Source organism: Sphingobacteriaceae bacterium GW460-11-11-14-LB5, assembly GCA_002151545.1.
Classification (GTDB): Bacteria; Bacteroidota; Bacteroidia; order Sphingobacteriales; family Sphingobacteriaceae; genus Pedobacter.
Genome location: CP021237.1, coordinates 3,795,579 through 3,815,248, shown reverse-complemented (window position 1 = coordinate 3,815,248; position 19,670 = coordinate 3,795,579). Strand labels below are relative to the sequence as shown.

The following is a 19,670-nucleotide window of genomic DNA, read 5'->3' as shown; positions in this document are numbered from 1 at the left end:
GCAGGGATAATTTAAACACAAGATACAAAAAATGATAGTAGTTGCTATGAAATTTGTTTCGGTCGGTGAGACACCGACCGATAGATATTAACTTTCAATTTTTGCCAATTTACTATGTCTGTAACCATAGGCAAAATAAACCACAAGCCCAACCACTAACCAGATACCGAAACCGATCCAGTTTGAAATGCCCAGCTCGCACATCATGTACAAACAGCTGATTAATCCTAGAACAGGGATTAACGACAGGTTTTTGGTGATGCAGTAGTAGGTAATGATTACGCAGATGATCAGGAAAATCCACATTGGGATTTTGTGTTTAAATAAACCCCAGCCACTTTCGTATTTCTTTTCTACAGGTACTTTTGATGCTGAAATAAACTGTTCGTAACGATCAGCCGGTAATGCACTTAAATAAGATTCTGCATCTACTTTTTCTGCTAAAATAATTTGAGGAGCCGCATTTTTAACAATTTCTTCTTTAACAATTTTCAGTTCATCGCCACTTAAAGAAGTAACAAAAGTTACCGTTTGGATTGTTTTAGGCGAATTGAAAAAGAAGGCTTTGGTTTCTTTCCCATATTTTGTGAATGCAAAAATGATGGTCGCAATTAAAACAACAGGAATAATAAACTTACTGTTTACATAAGGTATTTTGAATTTTCCACGTTGAACATCAGGTCTGTTCTGCAATACCAAAACCCCTGCACAAACCAGTACAAAAGCGAATAATGTTCCGATAGAACACAGATCGGTAACGATGGTCAGGTTCATAAATAATGATGGTACAGCCACTACAAATCCAACCACAATAGTTGCAAATGAGGGTGTTTTATATTTTGGATGGATTTTCGAAAAAGATTTTGGCAATAAGCCATCTCTGCTCATGCTCATCCAGATACGGGGTTGACCCATTTGGAAAACCAAAAGTACACTGGCCATGGCAAATACGGCACTTACTGCAATAATACCACTCATTAATTTTAAGTTAATCTGATCAAAAACGAATGCTAGCGGGTCGCCAACGGCTAAAGTATCCGATTTAACAATACCGGTTAAAACCAGTGCAATAGCCACATAAAGGATGGTACAGATAATAATGGCCCACATCATTCCGCGGGGTAAATCGCGCTGTGGATTTTTACATTCTTCGGCTGTTGTAGAAATGGCATCGAAACCGATATAGGCAAAAAACACTGCTGAAACACCTTTTAAAACCCCGGAAACACCGTTCGGAGCAAATGGATCCCAGTTTTTGGTGTCTACATAAAATATACCTACCGCTAATACCAAAAGAATTACCGCAAGTTTAACCACTACCATGGCGTTGCTGGCATTGCGGCTTTCTTTCATGCCACGGTAAATTAACCAGGTAATTAAAATAATAATGCCTAAGGCAGGAATATCTGCAACGAGGTGAAAACTGCCAATTTTTGGGGCCGTAAGCCATGCATTATTGGCCAGGGCTGTAGCCGAATCTAAGTCTGCCAGGTTTTTGCCAGCAGCCAAAAGGGCTTCCGCGTGTTTATGTCCGTTGTAAGCACTGAGGTAATCCATTGTCATCCAGTCGGGTACATGGATGCCCTCGATGCCGAGGGGAGGTATTTTGATGGTGGAGAGTAGTCCGGTAAAGTAATCAGACCAGGATATGGCTACTGTAATATTACCGATTGAATATTCCATAATAAGCGACCAACCGATAATCCAGGCTACCAATTCGCCGAAAGCTACATAAGAATAGGTGTAAGCGCTACCAGAAACAGGTACCATCGAAGCAAACTCTGCATAAGCAAAGGCCGCAAAACTACAGGCTACTGCTGTAAAAATAAACAAAAAGATTACTGCCGGGCCACCATCAGCACTTGCTTTACCAATCGTACTAAAAATTCCTGCTCCAATAATCGCTGCAATTCCAAAAGCTGTTAAATCGCGTACACCTAGTGTTTTATGTAATGTGTTTTCATGGTCGCCATAGCCTTTTGCCGCATCTTGTAATATCTTGGAAATGGATTTCTTTCTGAATAGCTTTTCGAACATCTTTTGTTTGCTTGTTTCTTCAAACTTATAAAAAGTTTGGTTAAAAACGTTTAAAGCAGGATATAATTTTCAATACACTGCTTTTTGGAGCGCAAATGCCGTCGAATAAAGCGTCAATTATTAGATTAAAGTAAAAATTCGTAATTATTTGGCTTGAATAATCCTTTGTTTGATTCGCATAATTTTACGCTAAGTGAAAGCCCTAATTTTGCTGTCAATAATCAAACAGATAAATAAGAACACTTAAATGGATGTTTGATTTGAATATTTATACCATTACAGTACCAATATGATTGCAGATACCGCACAAATAAAATACATTAAAGAACGTCACCAGGGTTTGGCAACTTTACTGGCCTTTGCCTTAATTCCATTATCGGGTTTTGCTACCGATATTTACATCCCTTCGTTACCAACAATGGCTGGCGAAATGCAGGTAAGCAGTGTTCAGGTTCAGCTCACCTTAAGTATCTTTTTAATTAGCTATGGCGTTTCGCAACTTTTTATCGGGAGCGTGCTCGATAGCTTTGGCAGGTACAAGATCTGCCTGTATGCCTTATTGATTTTCGCAGCAGCAAGTATCGTTATTGCCACAACCCATAACATTTACCTTATTTATTTAATGCGCATCATCCATGGGCTTACTGTAGGTGCAATTGTGGTGGCAAAAAGAGCATATTTTGTCGATCTTTTCGAGGGCGATCAGTTAAAACATTACCTGAGTTTGTTTTCCATCATCTGGTCAACCGGACCAATTGTTGCACCTTTTATAGGTGGTTACCTTCAAACGGTATTTGGCTGGGAATCTAATTTCTATTTTCTGGCTGGTTTTGCGCTTGTTTTTGCCCTGTTAGAACTGTTGTTCAGTGGCGAAACCTTAAAACACTTTACCGATTTTCAACTGAAAAAAATTACAAGGATTTATGTTGAAATGATTAAAACCACCAGTTTTACATTGGGTATCGTTATGCTGGGTTTAGCCTACTGTATGGTGATGGTTTACAACATGACCGGTCCGTTTATTATTGAGCATCATTTAAATTTCTCACCGGTTATTGCAGGTTATAGTTCGCTGTTTTTAGGCTTTGCCTGGATGGTTGGCGGCTTTATCGGTAAGGCCACCATTAACAAGCCCTTTTTTAAAAGATTAATGATTAACTCGTTGTTTCAGGTTGCTTTTGTTGTGCTGATGATCATAAGCTTAAATTTTGTTTCAAACCTCTGGTCGTTAATTTTCTTCGCCTTTTTAATCCACGTAGGGGCAGGCTTTACCTTCAACAACTACTTTACTTTTTGTTTGAGCAAATTCCCGAAAAACGCTGGCATTGCAGGTGGATTAACCGGTGGAATTACTTACGTAATTGTTTCTTTTTTGAGTTATGGCATTGTAAATCTGATTCCGGCTAAAGATGAGCGAAACCTCAGCTACAGTTACCTGATCATGATCCTGTTATCGGTACTGGTGATGTTTATTATTCTTAGGATTAGGAAAAAGGATGAAGCGTAGGTAGTGGAAATTGGAGATGTATGTTTTTTGAAGAGCAGTATCTGCATTTCATAGGCGGGTTCTGTCCTGCTGTACGTTACAATCCTTTTGGGGATTTTCGGTAAAAACAAGGTATCCAGTGCCCAAAAGGGATTTTCACTTCCATCAGGTCTATTCAGTTGGGTTACTGCAGATAAAACATAGGTTTTGATTACCGAAAAGGTAAGGTAAGTGGTGACTGTGCATTTTATTTAGTTTCCGTGTCCTCAGTGTTTCCGCGGCAAAAAAAGTACTAAGGCCAGTTGAGTCTTAGCGAGACGCTAAGACCAGATAAGAACAAAAAAGTCGTGGCAAAATACCACGACCTCTGATATATTTTACTAGGAGGGGAAAACTTTCAACCCTCCACCTTCAATCCTTCTACCTTTCCTTATCCCAGTTTTTCCAGTTCTGTTTTCACAAAATTGGCCAGCTCCTTCACATATTCTGCACTGAAATCAAATTTGATTCCGGCAGTTTCATATATTTCGTTCATCGGTTTGGTATAACCTAAAGCAAGCGCTGCTAAATATTGTTCTAAAGCTTTTTCTGGATTTTCTTTATAGTTTTTCCAAACGGCAATGGCACCTAACTGGGCAATTGCATATTCGATATAATAAAAAGGAACTTCGAATAAATGCAGTTGTTTTTGCCAGCCATTTCCAAATTGTTGTTCTAAATCTGTCCAATCGGCAAAACCAGCACCAAAACGGTTAAAAATCTGCTTAAAAGTTTCCTCGCGATCAGCTGCAGTATGGTTAGGATTGGTGTAAATCCAGTGTTGAAACTGATCAATTACGGCAACCCATGGCAATGTTTTTAAAACATCGGCCAACTGTTCTTTTTTAGCACGGTTTAAATCTTCTTCATTGTCGAAATAAACATCCCACTTATCCATTGAGATCAATTCCATACTCATCGATGCCAGCTCTGCTACTTCAGATGGACAGTGTTTAAAGTCGTTTAACTCTAAATTTGCGGTTAAAAAAGTATGAATCGCATGTCCTCCTTCGTGAACCATTGTGGTTAAATCGCGCAACGAATTTGCTGAGTTCATGAAGATAAATGGAGCCCCAGTTTCGGCCAATGGATAATTGTAACCACCCGGTGCCTTACCTTTTCTGCTTTCTACATCAAAAAGTTTATTGGCTTTCATGGTGGCCAGTTTTGAACCTAATTTTTCATCAATGGCATTAAAACAGGCAATACTTTTATCAATCAGTTCTTCACCATTGTTAAAAGGTTTTAAAGCTGGTTTGCCACTAATGCTCACTTCTAAATCCCAGGGTTTTAACACGTCCAGCCCTAAAGCTTCACGGCGTTTTTCGGCCTGCTCTTTTAAAATCGGAACAATCTCTTTCTCGATGGCATTGGCAAAATCGTAACAGTCTTGTGGGGTATAATCAAAACGGCCCAATGCCTGGAACATATAATCGCGGTAGTTCTCAAAACCTGCATTTAAAGCAACCTGATTACGCAGTTTAATTAACTCATCAAACAGGATGTTTAAGTCATCTTTATCAATTAAACGGCGTTGCTGGATGGTTTTCCAGGCATTTTCGCGTACCTCTCGGTTTAAATCTTTGATAAAGATCGAGGCTTGCTCCAAAGTATATTCCTGGCCGTTTAGCTCAACGCTCATGGCACCTGTAGTACTTTGGTATTTTTGTTGTTTCACCTGTAATTCGGTAAACAGCTCAATGTTTTCGTCGCGGTAAAGCTCCAATGCTTTTTTAATCGCACGACTGTAAACGAAATATTTTTCTTTGTCCAAATCATCCATAAACGGACTTTCGACAAATTTTTTGTTCAGTTCGTTGGCTAAGGGAGAAATTTTTGGCTCTATTTCAGTCGCGAAATATTGAAAGTTTTTAACCAGTTCTTCATTTGCGGTATCACAGCTCATTTTAATATATCTCCAGGCAAAATCTTCTTCTAAGGCCGCTTCAAGCTCCGAACGGTCTTTTAACCAGTGTTCTAAGTCAGCCGTGCTGTTTATTTCGCGGTTTTGAAGTTCGGTAAAAAGTGGTTCTAAATTTTCCCAGGTAATGCTTAGTTCCTGTGGGATATATGTTCTGGGTTTCTTAGTTATAATCATGTTTTTATCGTTATTGAGTGATAGAATGAGAGAATGTTACTCATTCACGCATTTGGCCTTCACTCATTTTTTATTTATGTCTTAAATACGCATCTATTAAAAAGCATATCGCAAATACAACCGACGCATAACCATTTAAGGTTTGAAATGCCCTGTTTACTTTGCTGATATCATTTGGTTTTACCAGTAAGTGCTGATAAATCAACATCGAACAGAAAAACACAATACCTACGTAATAAACCCAGCTGAAGGATGTAAAAAACACAGGTAAAATAACACAGGTGGCAGAGAGTATATGCAACAGCACTGAAACATTCAAAGCATTTTTAATGCCAAGTGCCGATGGGATTGAATGTAATTTTTCTTCACGGTCAAATGCTTCGTCCTGCAGGGCGTAAATAATATCGAAGCCACTTACCCAGAACAATACGGTTAAAGAGTATAATACAGGAACCAATGCAAAATGTCCGGTTACGGCAATGTATGCGCCAATAGGAGCGAGCGCCAACCCCAGGCCTAATACCAAATGACAAAGTGCCGTGAAACGCTTGGTATAACTATAAAACAAAACCACAAATAAAGCAACTGGCGATAAATAGAAACAAAGCGGGTTAATGAAATAGGTGGTAATGGCGAAAAGCACACAATTGGCAATAACGAAAATCAAGGCCTCATTTGCCGAAACTTTACCTGCAGGGATATCGCGCATTTTAGTACGTGGATTTTTGGCGTCAATATTTCTATCGAGATAACGGTTAAAAGCCATAGCTGAGTTTCTGGCAAAAACCATACAAAGCAGAACCAAAATCAGTTTATACCAGGAAAATGGGTTTTCTGTTGTGGTTACCCCCAAAAAGAACCCAATCATGGCAAATGGTAACGCAAAAACAGAGTGGGCGAATAATACGAGTGAAAAGTATTTTTTCATTTATTTAAAAGATGATTACACAGATTTTTTTATTGTTAAACTGAAAATTGTGTACTGCGAACTGAAAATTGGTTAAAACTTCTTATAATCTGTCGGAACAACAAAATCTTTATTTACCTCATAGATGAAATTTAAAACATCATCTTTTCCGTTGCCTTTTTCTGCAGAAGTGATAAAGGTGGCCGGGATCTCCTCGAAAAATTCACCTAATTTTTTCTTAAAGGCGGCTACATTTTTCTGGGTGGTGGTCATACCTTGTTTATCAGCTTTGGTAAAAATTAACGAAAACGGGATCTGTTTTTCACCTAACCAATAACAAAATTCAATATCAATTCCCTGCGGCTCCAAACGGCTGTCTATCAAAACAAAAACACATTGTAAACTTTCTCTTTTGGTGATATAGGCGCGGATAAATTTCTCCCATTTCTCTCTGCTGGTTTTAGAAACCTTGGCATAACCATAACCCGGTAAATCGACAATATACCATTTCTCGTTTATCAGAAAGTGGTTAATTAATTGTGTTTTCCCCGGACGCTGAGAGGTTTTAGCTAATCCATGTTGATTAACCAACATATTGATTAATGAAGATTTACCCACGTTAGAGCGGCCAATAAATGCATATTCGGGCATAGTTGGTACCGGTAGTGCCGAAATCTGGGTGTTGCTGCAAACAAATGTTGCCGTTTTGATAATCATAGTGCAAAGGTAGGGTTTTGAGTCCGAAGTCCGAAGTCGGAAGGCTGAAGTACAATTTGATAATTTTTTTTAAATCTGATTTTTGACACTATGGTGAATACTTTGCATCAAAGACTTCGGACTCCGGCCTAAAGACTCCCGACTTTTCTCTATCTTTGCTCCATATCATGAATCAGAATATCACCCCATACCAAGTAGAAGATGCAACTAAAAAAGAGCAGGTTGCAACCATGTTTAACAACATTTCCGGCACTTACGATTTTTTAAACCATTTTCTTTCTTTAGGCATTGATGTATTATGGCGCAAGAAAGCGATTAAAGAACTGGTTTCCATCCACCCGCGAACCTTGCTTGATGTAGCAACAGGAACTGGCGATTTTGCTTTCGAAGCCATTAAAAAGCTTCATCCCGAAAAGGTAATTGGTGTTGATATTTCTGAAGGCATGTTAGAAGTAGCCAAAAAGAAAATTAACGAACGTAGTTTAAACGAAGTTTTTACCGTTCAGGTAGGCGATTCTGAAGGCCTACACTTCGAAAATGATACTTTTGATGCCATTACCTGCGCCTATGGTGTGCGTAACTTCGAAAATCTCGAAAAAGGATTAACGGATATGTACCGCGTATTAAAACCCAATGGAAAAATGGTGATCCTGGAATTTTCGAAACCGAAGGTTTTTCCGGTAAAACAATTGTATAGTTTTTATTTTAAACAGGTAACACCTTTCTTTGGGAAACTGTTTTCTAAAGACCACAGGGCTTATACCTATTTGCCAGAGTCGGTAGCTGCTTTTCCAGATGGAGAAGATTTTACCAACCTGATGGAAAAAGTTGGCTTTAAAAGTACCAAACAAAGAATTTTAACGTTTGGAATAAGTTCGATATATGTAGGAACCAAATGATCAGAAAATTAAGCCTCATTCTTTCACTTTTTATGGTTTCTACAACCGCCTTTGCTCAAAATTGGGGTGGTGGAATAGACGATGAAGATTGGAGTTTTGGTTTTAATTTCCAGTATATCTCGGCCGAATACAAAATCCTTAAAAAGCAAAACTGGCGATCGCCTTTTTATGAGGTGCCAAATTCGCTTGATCCTTCTTACGATCCAAATTCGGGTATTCCGGTTACGTCAACCTTAAATGCCATTTCTAGTCCACCGTCTCAAGGTTTTGGGCTGGGTTTTGTGATGAATAGAATGATTGCTGATAACTTTGATATCAGGGCAACGCCCTCTCTTATTTTTAGTGACAGGGTAGTCACTTACGAGTACGAACCCATGGCGCCGATTAATGTAGGGAACGGCCAGACGAAAAACTTTCAAACCGTAGTAGAACGAAAAGTGCAGGCCACGATGTTCGAATTTCCCTTAGGTTTAAAAGTAAAGTCGAACCGGATGAACAATTTTAGGGCCTATTGGTTAGGCGGTGCTAAATATTCGATAGATATAGCTTCGAAAAAGAAAACCTTCGATGAAGGAGAAACACCCGTAAATAAGTTTTTAAAAAATAAAAGAAATTACCTGTCGTACGAAACAGGTATTGGTTTCGATATTTATTTCGAGTATTTCAAAATGTCGCCCGAAATAAAACTGTCGTATTCAACCAGCGATTTGCTTCAGCACGATAATACGGTTTACGCTAATCCGATAGATAAGTTGAAATTACGTCAATTAACATTCAGTTTGATTTTTCAATAGTCCTGCAATCCAAAAAAACTTACCTTTGTTGGAGTAGGTAAATCAAAGATGTTATCTTAAAGGATATACCGAGACTTAAAATTCATAAAAATGTCTAAAATCGCATTAATTACAGGCGCAACTTCTGGTATTGGCGAAGCTTGTGCACAAACATTTGCCCAGCAAGGTTACAATCTCATATTATTGGCCCGCAGAGAAGATCGGTTGGCTAAAATTGCCCATCACTTAGAAGATAAATACGCCATTACCATTAAACAGGTTTTTGCCGATGTTCGCGATAAAGAAAGTCTTGCCGCTGCTCTGGAAGTTTTACCTGCCGAGTGGAAAAAAGTTGATGTTTTGATTAACAATGCAGGCCTGAGCCAGGGTTTAGATCCAATTGATAAAGGCGATACAAACGATTGGGATACCATGATTGATACCAATGTGAAAGGTTTGCTTTATGTAACTAAAATTGTTTCCAACTGGATGATACCAAACCAATCTGGTCATATTATTAACATTGGTTCTATTGCCGGAAAAGAAGTTTATCCAAATGGAAACGTATATTGTGCGAGTAAACATGCTGTTGATGCTTTGAGCAAAGGTATGCGTATCGATTTACTGCCCCACGGCATAAAAGTGACCGAAATTAATCCGGGTATGGTAGAAACCGAATTTTCGGTGGTGCGATTTAAAGGAGATGAAGACCGGGCGAAAAAGGTATACGAAAACCTGGAGCCCCTAATTGCCGATGATATTGCCGATGCCATTTGGTATGTAGTAAGCAGGCCTAAACATGTTAACATTAACGATATGTTGATTATGCCAACTGCACAGGCTACCGCAACGATTATAAATAGAGTATAAAGTTTTCGGTTGGCAATTTGCAGTTAACCATTCAGCAATCCTGCCATTAACCGATTAAAACAGTTAACCGATTAACCTGATAACAATTAACCGATTAAGCAATAAAAAAATGATTTCAAACACAATAGATCAGGAAATAAAAAAAGCCATGTTGGCTAAAAACAATGCACAGTTAAGAGGTTTAAGAGCCATAAAAGCTGCTTTACTTTTAGCTAAAACAGAAAAAGGATCTTCAGAAGAAATTACTGAAGAAACTGAACTTAAAATCCTTCAGAAACTGATTAAACAACGCCGCGAATCTGCTGATATTTACAAGCAACAAAATCGCGAAGATTTGTATCAGGTGGAAGAAGAAGAAATTGAAGTGATTAACCAATTTTTGCCAAAACAGTTAGATAGGGCAGAAGTTGCTGCAATTATCGAAGCTGTAATCAAACAATCCGGTGCTACATCGGTTAAGGATATGGGGAAGGTAATGGGCATGGCAAATAAAGAACTTGCAGGTAAAGCTGATGGTAAATTAATTGCGGAGATTGTTAAAGAAAAACTGGCTTAATTGAGGTAGAGGGCATATAGGCGTAAGGCAGAAGCTTAATAATCGCAGGCCGCTTATCGCTCTACGCAATGCAAATGACGTTTTTATACCGTTTTCGATTTTATTTCAGAAAAATGGCATATAAATGCATAAATTTAATTTTACTCTATTAACTTAGTAGCACAATACCATCTAGAATATATATGACTTACCCGATAATAGAAGAAGACGGATTTAAATACATCGAAGCTGGAACAGGCGAGACACTGGTATTGCTACATGGCCTAATGGGCGAACTAAGCAATTGGGAACTGGTTATCGAACAGTTTAAAGATCGCTATCGTGTAATTATTCCAATTTTACCCATTTACGATTTGCCTATTTTAACATTGGGCGTAAAAGCATTGTCGAGATATCTTCATCGCTTTTTAAAATATAAAAATTTAAACCAGGTGGTGCTTGTAGGCAACTCGCTTGGTGGCCATGTAGGTTTAGTATTTACAGTTGCCCATCAGGAGTTTGTTAAAGCCCTGGTACTTACCGGTAGCTCTGGTTTATATGAAAATGCTTTTGGAGGATCTTTCCCACGCAGAGAGAGTTACGATTACATTAAAGAAAAAGTAGAATTTACTTTTTACGATCCGGCAACGGCAACCAAAGAACTCGTTGATGATGTTTTTAAAACCGTGAACGACAGATCGAGGGTGATCAGGATTTTAACCATGGCAAAATCGGCCATCCGCCACAACATGGCTAAAGAGTTATCAAAAATAACCATACCAGTTTCTTTGATATGGGGTAAAAACGATAAGGTTACACCACCAGAAGTGGCAGAGGAATTTCATGAGTTGTTGCCGAATTCGGAATTAAACTGGGTTGATAAATGTGGACATGCGCCGATGATGGAGCATCCACAAATATTTAATGCATTTTTAGAGAAATTTTTAGATAGAATATTGTTAAAATAAATGTTTGCAGCAGAAATCATATCAGATGCAATCCCATCGTTAAGGACCGCTGACACGGTGCAAAAAGCTTTAGATCGTATGAACGATTTTAAACTAAAGCATTTGCCGGTTGTTAACGAGGTCACCTTATTGGGTTTGGTTTCTGAAGATGATTTGCTAAGTATTGATAATCACGATACCCTTTTAAGCGATAGCGCGGTAAACATGCTAAATGTTTTCGTGTTGAGCAATGTACATACTTATGATGTAATCAGGTTATTGAGTCAGCTAAAACTGACAGCTGTTCCTGTTTTAGATCAACAGAAAAATTATGTGGGTTTAATTTCGATCAATAACATGGTTAATGCTGTGGCCGAACAATATGCCGTAAATGAACCTGGCGGAATCATCGTGTTAGAGATTAGTAACCGCGATAATTCGCTCGCACATATTGCACAAATTGTTGAAGCCGATAATGCACAGGTACTCTCTTCTTATGTAAATTCTTTCGAAGATTCTACACGTTTAGAAGTAACGCTCAAAGTAAACAAAACAGAAATTACTTCATTGGTAGCCTCTTTCGAAAGATATGATTATCTGGTTAAAGAGGTATACAATAACACCCAGATTGATGATGGATCGCAGGAGCGTTACGATTCTTTCATGAACTATTTAAATGTATAAACCTGCTTTATGAGGATTGCAATTTACGGCAGAGATTTTAATGATACGGTCTTGCCCTATGTACAAGAGGTTTTTAATCATTTAGCCGAACATCATATTCAGCCGGTTTTATATTCTAAATTTAAAACATCGCTTCATGGTAAAATTAAATTACCGGCAAATACCGTTATTTTTCATAATCATACCGAATTAAAGGAGCTTGCCGATGTATTGCTGAGTTTAGGCGGAGACGGAACCTTACTCGATACCTTATCATTAATCCGCAATTCGGGCATACCGGTAATCGGGATCAATTTTGGTCGCCTCGGTTTCCTGGCCAGTATCAATAAAAACGAAATCGCATCGGCACTTAAAGCCCTGATCAATAAAGAATATACCTTAGATTCGCGTTCACTTTTAACTTTAGAATCTGATAATGGTTTATTTGGCGAAGAAAATTTTGCACTAAACGATATTACCATTCACCGTCGCGATAATTCGGCAATGATGATTATCCATGCGTCAATGAACGATGAATTTATCAACTCTTATTGGGCCGACGGATTAATTATTGCTACCCCAACGGGTTCTACGGCATACTCATTAAGCTGCGGTGGCCCGATTATTTATCCCGATTCTGAGAATTTTGTAATTACCCCTATTGCACCTCATAACCTAAACGTGCGACCAGTGATTTTGCCCGATGACAATAAACTCTCTTTTGAGGTAGAAGCCAGGGAATCTAAATTTTTGGTTTCGTGCGATAGCCGAACCGTAACTGTAGAACGATCAGTAAAAATTAGCATAAAAAAGGCAGATTTTTGCGTAAATCTTATCCGCCTTAACAATGAAACTTACTTAAACACGTTAAGGAATAAATTATTATGGGGCATTGATACCCGTAACTACTAAGTATGACGCCAGCCAAACCTCTGTTAATTCTCCTCTTATTTATCTTTAGCGGGCAAATTGTTCGTGCGCAGGAAGGTACATGGGAAGTTGGGCTAATGGGTGGGGGAGCAGGTTACATGGGCGACCTCAATCAGAACAATCCTTTACAAATCAGCAGTTTTTCGGGCGGCGCTTATGTAAAGCGTAACTTTAACCAATATGTAGGCGTTCGCTTAAATTATACCTACGGACAGATCAAGGCAGATGATGCCAACTCCAGTAATGAACAATTTCGCGAAAGAAACCTGCGTTTTAAAACATCGTTAAACGAATTTAGCGGCCTGGTCGATTTTAATTTTTTCAATTTTAATCTTGGTGGAGGAAACAGGCAGTTTACCCCATATCTTTTTGTTGGGGCTGGTTTGGTTATTTTTAAACCTACCGTAAAAGTTGACGATGAAAAATACCGGTTAGACCGATTAGCCACCGAAGGCCAGGAAAATGGATATAAAAATGCGGTTTTAACTATTCCGTACGGCTTGGGGCTTAGGTATAATTACAAAGATACCTGGAGCGTTTTTACCGAATTGGGCTATAGAACACCTTCTACAGATTATATTGATGATGTGAGCGGCCGCTATCCGGTTAGCCAGGTGATTGTTGGAAATGGCCAGAATCAGGTTAATTTATCTGATCCTTCGCGCAACCAAATCGGACAGCCTGGTACCCAAAGAGGCGATTTTCGAAAAAGGGACACTTATCTATTTGTTAGTGTTGGCATATCTTTTACCTTTGTATCCTCAAAATGCTATTCCTTTTAAGCTGATTTTGACATAATTAATGGGATTTAAAGAACAAATAGACAATAGCCGCCTGCCAAAGCACATTGCCGTAATCATGGATGGTAATGGAAGATGGGCAAAAGGCCAGGGTAAAGTGCGGGTTTTCGGACATGAACAAGGTGTACTTTCTGTAAAAGACATTGTAGAAGGTTGTGTTGAGGTGGGTATTGAGTACCTCACTTTATATGCTTTTTCTACTGAAAACTGGAACAGACCCAAAGAAGAAGTAGATGCTTTGATGCAGATTCTGATTTCGACCATCAACAAAGAAACCGAAACACTTAATAAAAACAATATTAAGCTAAATGCCATTGGCAATATTTCATCTTTACCCCAGGAGTGTATTGATGATTTAAAAGAAGCCATGGAGAAAACGGCCCATAACGAAAAATGTACGTTAACACTGGCCTTAAGTTATAGTGCCAAGTGGGAGATTTTAGAGGCCGCCAAAAAAATTGCATCAGCTGTAAAAGACAATACCATTTCGTTGGATGATATTAACGAAGACCTGTTTTCATCAAAACTAACAACAGTAAATATACCCGATCCTGAACTCATGATCAGGACCAGTGGCGAACACCGGATCAGCAATTATCTGCTTTGGCAAATGGCTTATACCGAGTTTTATTTTACGGATGTTTTATGGCCGGATTTCAGACGTGAAGATCTTTTCGAGGCTATTGTAGACTATCAAAAACGCGAACGCCGTTTTGGCAAAATTAGCGAGCAATTAAACTAATTTTTCTTTTAACACTTTTTAACAAGCGTTTAAACTAACTTAGCACCACTTTTATACGATAAATGAAACCATAATAAGGGAACAACATAAAGACATTTTGCTTTATAAAATATCGTTACCTTTTGGCCATTACTGAACAAATAATTTTAATGAAAAGAATATTTCAAGTTTTAATCCTACTAGTTTTAGCCGCTCCGGCCTTCGCTCAAGTACGTCCACAAGGTCAGGCACCGGTAACCCCCTCTTTAAAGGTTGGTGGCTTAGATCTCGATTATTTTAGTCCAAAAGAATATATCATTGGTGGTACCACGGTAACCGGAACCCAATATTTAGATAAAGAAGTATTAATTACTTTATCTAAATTAACCAAAGGCGATAAAATCGTTCTTCCCGGCGAGGCAACTTCTGATGCCATTAAAACATTGTGGGCACAGGGCTTGTTTGATGATGTTAAACTTAACATCGAAAAATTTGTTCAGGATTCTGTTTATTTTGAAATTGAAGTAGTTGAACGCCCGCGTTTAAGTTCTATCGATTTAAAAGGTATTCGTAAATCTGAAAAAACGGCCATTCAGGAAAAGCTAAATGATAAAACAGGTAAAATCGTAAACGATAACCTGTACAACACGACCTCAGCTATTGTTAAAAAATACTTATTGGATAAGGGCTTTTTCTTTACCCAGATCGATTACAAAACACGTAAAGATCCGAATGCAGAAAACAGTGTGGTATTAGAAGCCAATATTGATAAAGGTCACCGTGTTAAAGTACAGCATATCGATTTTACCGGAAACAAAGATTTTAAATCGGCAAAACTTAGAAAATACCTTAAAAACCCTAAACAATTTGCCTGGTGGCGCTTTTGGGGCTCTGGAAAATTCGCAAAAGAGAAATACGAAGAGAACAAGGTAAAAATGATAGCCAAAATGCACGAGAAAGGTTATCGTGATGCGGAATTATTAAAGGATACCATTTACCAGTACAACAAGAAAAAGGTGAACATCAGAATGGACCTTTACGAAGGTAAAAAGTATTATTTTGGTAATATTACCTGGGCAGGTAATGCCATTTATCCGGATAGTATTTTGCAAAAAGTATTAACCATCGAAAAAGGTGATGTTTTTAGCGAAGAAAAATTAAATAAAAAATTAAACGGTGGTGGCGAAAACGGTGGCGACATTAACAGTATGTATACCGATAATGGCTATTTAACTTTTAATATCGATCCGGTACAGACCAAAATTTATGGCGATACGGTTGATGTGGAATTACGCATGTACGAAGGTCCGCAGTATACCAACAACCGCATTACTTTAAAAGGTAACACCATCACAAACGATAAGGTTGTTTTACGTGAGATCCGTACTAAACCAGGACAGAAATTTAACAAAAGTGATTTAATCCGTACCATTCGCGAAATTGGTCAGTTGGGTAACTTCGACGAGTCTAAAACGGTTCCTACGCCTCGCCCTAACCCGGCAGATGGTACAGTAGATATTGAATATGCCGTAGAAGAGAAACCTTCAGATCAGATTGAGTTATCAGGTGGTTTTGGTGGTGGCCGTATCATTGGTACATTAGGTTTAACCTTTAATAACTTCTCGTTACGTAACTTATTTAATTTAAAAGCTTACAAACCTTTACCAAAAGGTGATGGACAAAAACTAAGCTTACGTGGGCAAACAAATGGTAAATTCTATCAATCATATAGTTTCTCATTCTCGCAACCTTGGTTTGGTGGCGAGAAACCAGTAAGTTTTGGTGTAAGTGCGTTTACTTCATTACAATCTAATGGATTAAGTAGTGGAGATGTTCAGTTTCAAAAAATACGTTTAAATGGTGTAACCGTTAGTTTAGGTAGAAGATTAAACTGGCCAGATAACTATTTCCAGTTAAGCCATGCCGTTAACCTGCAACAATATATCTTAAATAACTATTCAGGATATTTATTTAGCACGGGTACTTCTTATAACTTAAACTTATCACAAGAGATTAGCCGCGATTCAAGAGATTCGCCAATCTTCCCTAAATCAGGATCGTTCTTACGTTTCACTATTCAGGCAACGCCACCATATTCACTATTTAACAAGGTGAATTATGCAACTGCATCTGATAAAGAAAAATACCGTTTTACAGAATATCATAAATGGAAATTCGATTCACAATGGTATCAGCGTGTGGTAGGTAACCTGGTAATTAAAGCGCAAGCACAGTTTGGTTTCTTGGGTCAATACAATAAAGCAGTTGGCCAATCAGCATTCGAGCGTTTCAAACTAGGTGGTGATGGTATGCAGGGATTCGATTTCTTACAAGGATCTGAGTTAATTGCGATGCGTGGTTATTCTAATAATACAGTAATTCCGGTAGGTTCTGATCCAAATGTGGCGCAACAATCTGGTAGCCCGATTTACACTAAATATGTATTAGAGGCACGTTACCCGGTTATTGCAAGTCAGCAAGCTACAGCCTTCGTTCTGGCCTTTGCTGAAGGTGGTAACACCTGGAACAGGTTTAGTGATTTTAACCCTTTCAATATTAGAAGATCAGTGGGTGTGGGTGCCAGAATATTCTTACCTATATTTGGTTTGTTAGGTATTGATTATGGATACGGATTTGATGCTATCCCTGGATTACCAGATGCGAACAAAGGTCAGTTCCATTTTAGTATCGCACAACAATTAGGTGGATTTTAATTGATAAAGAACAAAAATTTAACTAATTATGCAATAAATCATTGCAATAGGAGTTTAAAGAAAGCTTAGGTTATTAACTGTATCATTAACACACACACAAATGAAAAAGTATCTTTTTATCGCATTCCTGCTTTGCACTTCTTTTGGTGCCTTTGCACAGAAGTTTGCTTATGTAGACACGGAGTATATTTTGAAGCATTTACCAGAATATAAATCGGCATTAAGTCAGTTAGATGTTGCCTCTAAACAATGGCAGCAACAAGTGGATCAGAATTTTTCTGAAATCGACAGAATGTATAAGGCCTATCAGGCCGATCAGGTTTTGTTAACCGATGATATGCGCAAGCGCCGTGAAAATGAAATTATCGAAAAAGAAAAACAGGCTAAAGAATTTCAACGTTCTAAGTTTGGACCTGATGGCGATCTTTTTCAAAGCAGGGCAAAATTGATTAAACCTATTCAGGATAAAGTAGCCGAGGCGATTAAACAGATTGCAAAATCTAAATATTTAGACTTCATTTTCGACAAGAGCAGTGAAGCAACAATGATGATTTATGCAAGCAGCAGTTACGATGTGAGTAATGACGTAATTGTAAAATTAGGTTATAAACCAGGGACTGTAAATAATTAGTATATTCGCCCCTGATTTTTGAAGAAAAACAATTAGAAAAAAATAAAAAAGTAAAATAAAACGATGAGAAAGTTAATTAACGTATTCTTTGTAGCAGCAGGGTTATTGTTTACAGCGAATATGGCAAGTGCACAACAAAAATTGGGTCACATTAATTCTGAGGAGGTATTTGCAAATTTACCAGAGGCTAAAACAGCTCAAACCACTTTAGAAACCTTAGGTAAACAAAAGCAGGCAGATATTGATGCAATGATCAAAGAATATCAAAGTAAAATGACTGCTGCAGATGCTAAGCAAAAATCTTTAAGTGAAGCTAACAAAGAAGTAGTGGGTAAAGAATTACAAGCGTTGAGTCAGGAATTACAGGATTTGGAAAAACGCATTACTGATGCACGTACTAAAGCTTCACAGGACCTAGGTACAAAACAAGGTGAATTGTTTCAGCCTATTCAAACTAAAGTAGCAACTGCAATTTCTGCTGTAGCTAAAGAAAAAGGTTTAGCTTACGTTTTCGATATCGCAAACGGACAAGGTGGTAACAATTTAGTATTCTGGGAAGGTGGTGACGATATCACTGCTGCAGTTAAATCTAAATTAGGTATTTCAGCAACTGCTGCAAAACCAGCTGCTCCTAAGAAATAGTCTTTTGTCAGTCCCCAGTCTTGAGTCCTAAGTCTCAAGTCAGGAAATATGATATTGCGGAATTAAGTTGAACTTAGTTCCGCTTTTTTGTTGGAAGATAAATCGTCTTCTCGACCGGAACGCAGTGAAGTGGAGAGATCTACCTCGGGATAGATTTTGCTTTGCAGAGCCTTCGGGTTCTCGACTTCGTTGTACTCCGCTCGAAATGACGGCAAATTAGAAATTGAAATACAGATACTTTATTGAGTAAAACATTTCAACCTTCCAACTAAGTTTTCTAATATTTCCAACTATCTTTACAATTTTTCAACAGCACCCATGCAAAACTCTTCGCCCATAGGTATTTTCGATTCAGGTTACGGTGGATTAACGGTGTTCCGTTCTATTGCCGATAAATTACCCGATTATAATTATATCTATTTAGGCGATAATGCCCGTTCGCCCTATGGCGATCATTCTTTTGATACCATTTATAAATATACTTTAGAGTGCGTAGAATGGCTTTTTGCAAAAGGGTGCCATTTGGTCATCCTGGCCTGCAACACCGCTTCAGCAAAAGCGCTTAGAACGATCCAGCAAATCGATCTTCCGGCTAAATACCCAGATAGGAGGGTGCTGGGCGTTATAAGGCCCACTGCAGAAGTGATAGACGCGTATACCAGCACTAAACAGGTTGGTGTAATGGGAACCAGGGGAACAGTTAATTCTCAATCCTATCTATTAGAGATCAATAAGTTTTTTCCCAGGATCAAAGTTTATCAGCAAAGTTGCCCGATGTGGGTGCCGCTGATCGAAAACAATGAACACCTGCAACCAGGAGCAGATTTTTTTATCAATGAATATTGTGATCAGTTATTGAGCCAGTCAAAAGACATCGATTGTGTATTATTGGCCTGTACCCATTATCCATTGTTGATGCCCAGGCTGAAAAAAGTATTTCCTGATCACATCAACGTTTTAACGCAGGGCGAGATCGTTGCCAATAGTTTGATCGATTATTTAGAAAGACATCCAGAGATCGAACAAAAACTAGCCAAACAGGGCGAAAGGCATTTCTATACCAGTGGCGATCCTTTGGCTTTTGATGAACATGCCTCGATATTCTTTGGAGAACCATTGAAATCGAGTAAAATGTGAAGTTGGTTAATTGGTTAACCGTTTAAATCGGTTAATGATTAACTGCCAATTGTAAACTGCTAACTGGAAATTGTGAATTTTACACTAACTATGCAAATTATTTAGAAAGATTCTAATTAATAAT

Annotated in this window: 18 protein-coding genes; 14 read left to right on the top strand and 4 right to left on the bottom strand. The window is 38.3% G+C overall.

What is annotated here, in order from left to right; all coding sequences use genetic code 11:
- Positions 1–87 precede the first annotated feature (87 nt).
- The gene (locus CA265_15145; protein ARS40916.1) at positions 88–2,037 is read right to left on the bottom strand and encodes an amino acid permease; all 1,950 of its coding nucleotides are present in this window, start codon (positions 2,035–2,037) and stop codon (positions 88–90) included.
- Between the two features lie 289 nt (positions 2,038–2,326).
- Here CA265_15145 and CA265_15140 point away from each other — a divergent pair, with 289 nt between their 5' ends.
- Positions 2,327–3,544, top strand: a complete 1,218-nt coding sequence (locus tag CA265_15140) for an MFS transporter (GenBank protein ID ARS40915.1) — start codon at positions 2,327–2,329, stop codon at positions 3,542–3,544.
- Between the two features lie 409 nt (positions 3,545–3,953).
- Here the strand turns inward: CA265_15140 and CA265_15135 are convergent, their stop codons facing one another.
- The 3 genes from CA265_15135 to CA265_15125 all read right to left on the bottom strand — a co-directional run bounded on the left by CA265_15135 (position 3,954) and on the right by CA265_15125 (position 7,284).
- On the bottom strand, positions 3,954–5,660 hold the full coding sequence (locus CA265_15135; protein ID ARS40914.1) for an oligoendopeptidase F: 1,707 nt from the start codon (positions 5,658–5,660) through the stop codon (positions 3,954–3,956).
- Between the two features lie 70 nt (positions 5,661–5,730).
- Positions 5,731–6,588 carry a 4-hydroxybenzoate octaprenyltransferase gene (locus tag CA265_15130; protein ARS40913.1) on the bottom strand — a complete coding sequence of 286 codons (858 nt, stop codon included), beginning with the start codon at positions 6,586–6,588 and terminating at the stop codon, positions 5,731–5,733.
- 72 nt (positions 6,589–6,660) lie between these two features.
- On the bottom strand, positions 6,661–7,284 hold the full coding sequence (locus CA265_15125; GenBank protein ARS40912.1) for a YihA family ribosome biogenesis GTP-binding protein: 624 nt from the start codon (positions 7,282–7,284) through the stop codon (positions 6,661–6,663).
- A 164-nt stretch (positions 7,285–7,448) separates the two neighbouring features.
- Here CA265_15125 and CA265_15120 point away from each other — a divergent pair, with 164 nt between their 5' ends.
- From CA265_15120 to CA265_15060, 13 genes are all read left to right on the top strand, one after another.
- Entirely contained in the window at positions 7,449–8,183 is a 735-nt protein-coding gene (locus tag CA265_15120) for a bifunctional demethylmenaquinone methyltransferase/2-methoxy-6-polyprenyl-1,4-benzoquinol methylase (GenBank protein ID ARS43009.1), read from the top strand.
- On the top strand, positions 8,180–8,977 hold the full coding sequence (locus tag CA265_15115; protein ARS40911.1) for a porin: 798 nt from the start codon (positions 8,180–8,182) through the stop codon (positions 8,975–8,977). The genes CA265_15120 and CA265_15115 overlap by 4 nt, the downstream gene beginning before the upstream one ends.
- Positions 8,978–9,067: 90 nt before the next feature.
- On the top strand, positions 9,068–9,826 hold the full coding sequence (locus CA265_15110; protein ID ARS40910.1) for an NAD(P)-dependent oxidoreductase: 759 nt from the start codon (positions 9,068–9,070) through the stop codon (positions 9,824–9,826).
- Between the two features lie 109 nt (positions 9,827–9,935).
- Positions 9,936–10,382: a glutamyl-tRNA amidotransferase gene (locus CA265_15105; protein ARS40909.1), complete on the top strand. Its 447-nt coding sequence runs from the start codon at positions 9,936–9,938 to the stop codon at positions 10,380–10,382.
- Positions 10,383–10,564: 182 nt separating this feature from the next.
- On the top strand, positions 10,565–11,329 hold the full coding sequence (locus tag CA265_15100; protein ID ARS40908.1) for an alpha/beta hydrolase: 765 nt from the start codon (positions 10,565–10,567) through the stop codon (positions 11,327–11,329).
- Entirely contained in the window at positions 11,330–11,992 is a 663-nt protein-coding gene (locus CA265_15095; protein ID ARS40907.1) for a CBS domain-containing protein, read from the top strand. It begins immediately after the preceding gene.
- Positions 11,993–12,001: 9 nt separating this feature from the next.
- The gene (locus tag CA265_15090) at positions 12,002–12,883 is read left to right on the top strand and encodes an NAD kinase (protein ID ARS40906.1); all 882 of its coding nucleotides are present in this window, start codon (positions 12,002–12,004) and stop codon (positions 12,881–12,883) included.
- 2 nt (positions 12,884–12,885) lie between these two features.
- The gene (locus tag CA265_15085) at positions 12,886–13,683 is read left to right on the top strand and encodes a hypothetical protein (protein ID ARS40905.1); all 798 of its coding nucleotides are present in this window, start codon (positions 12,886–12,888) and stop codon (positions 13,681–13,683) included.
- 19 nt (positions 13,684–13,702) lie between these two features.
- A complete protein-coding gene (locus tag CA265_15080; GenBank protein ID ARS40904.1) occupies positions 13,703–14,443 on the top strand; it encodes an isoprenyl transferase in 741 nt (246 codons plus the stop codon).
- 149 nt (positions 14,444–14,592) lie between these two features.
- Positions 14,593–17,136: an outer membrane protein assembly factor BamA gene (locus tag CA265_15075; GenBank protein ID ARS40903.1), complete on the top strand. Its 2,544-nt coding sequence runs from the start codon at positions 14,593–14,595 to the stop codon at positions 17,134–17,136.
- Between the two features lie 100 nt (positions 17,137–17,236).
- Positions 17,237–17,767: a hypothetical protein gene (locus tag CA265_15070; protein ID ARS40902.1), complete on the top strand. Its 531-nt coding sequence runs from the start codon at positions 17,237–17,239 to the stop codon at positions 17,765–17,767.
- A gap of 63 nt (positions 17,768–17,830) precedes the next feature.
- Positions 17,831–18,409: a hypothetical protein gene (locus tag CA265_15065; protein ARS40901.1), complete on the top strand. Its 579-nt coding sequence runs from the start codon at positions 17,831–17,833 to the stop codon at positions 18,407–18,409.
- 318 nt (positions 18,410–18,727) lie between these two features.
- Entirely contained in the window at positions 18,728–19,546 is an 819-nt protein-coding gene (locus CA265_15060) for a glutamate racemase (protein ID ARS40900.1), read from the top strand.
- The last annotated feature ends 124 nt before the right edge of the window (positions 19,547–19,670 follow it).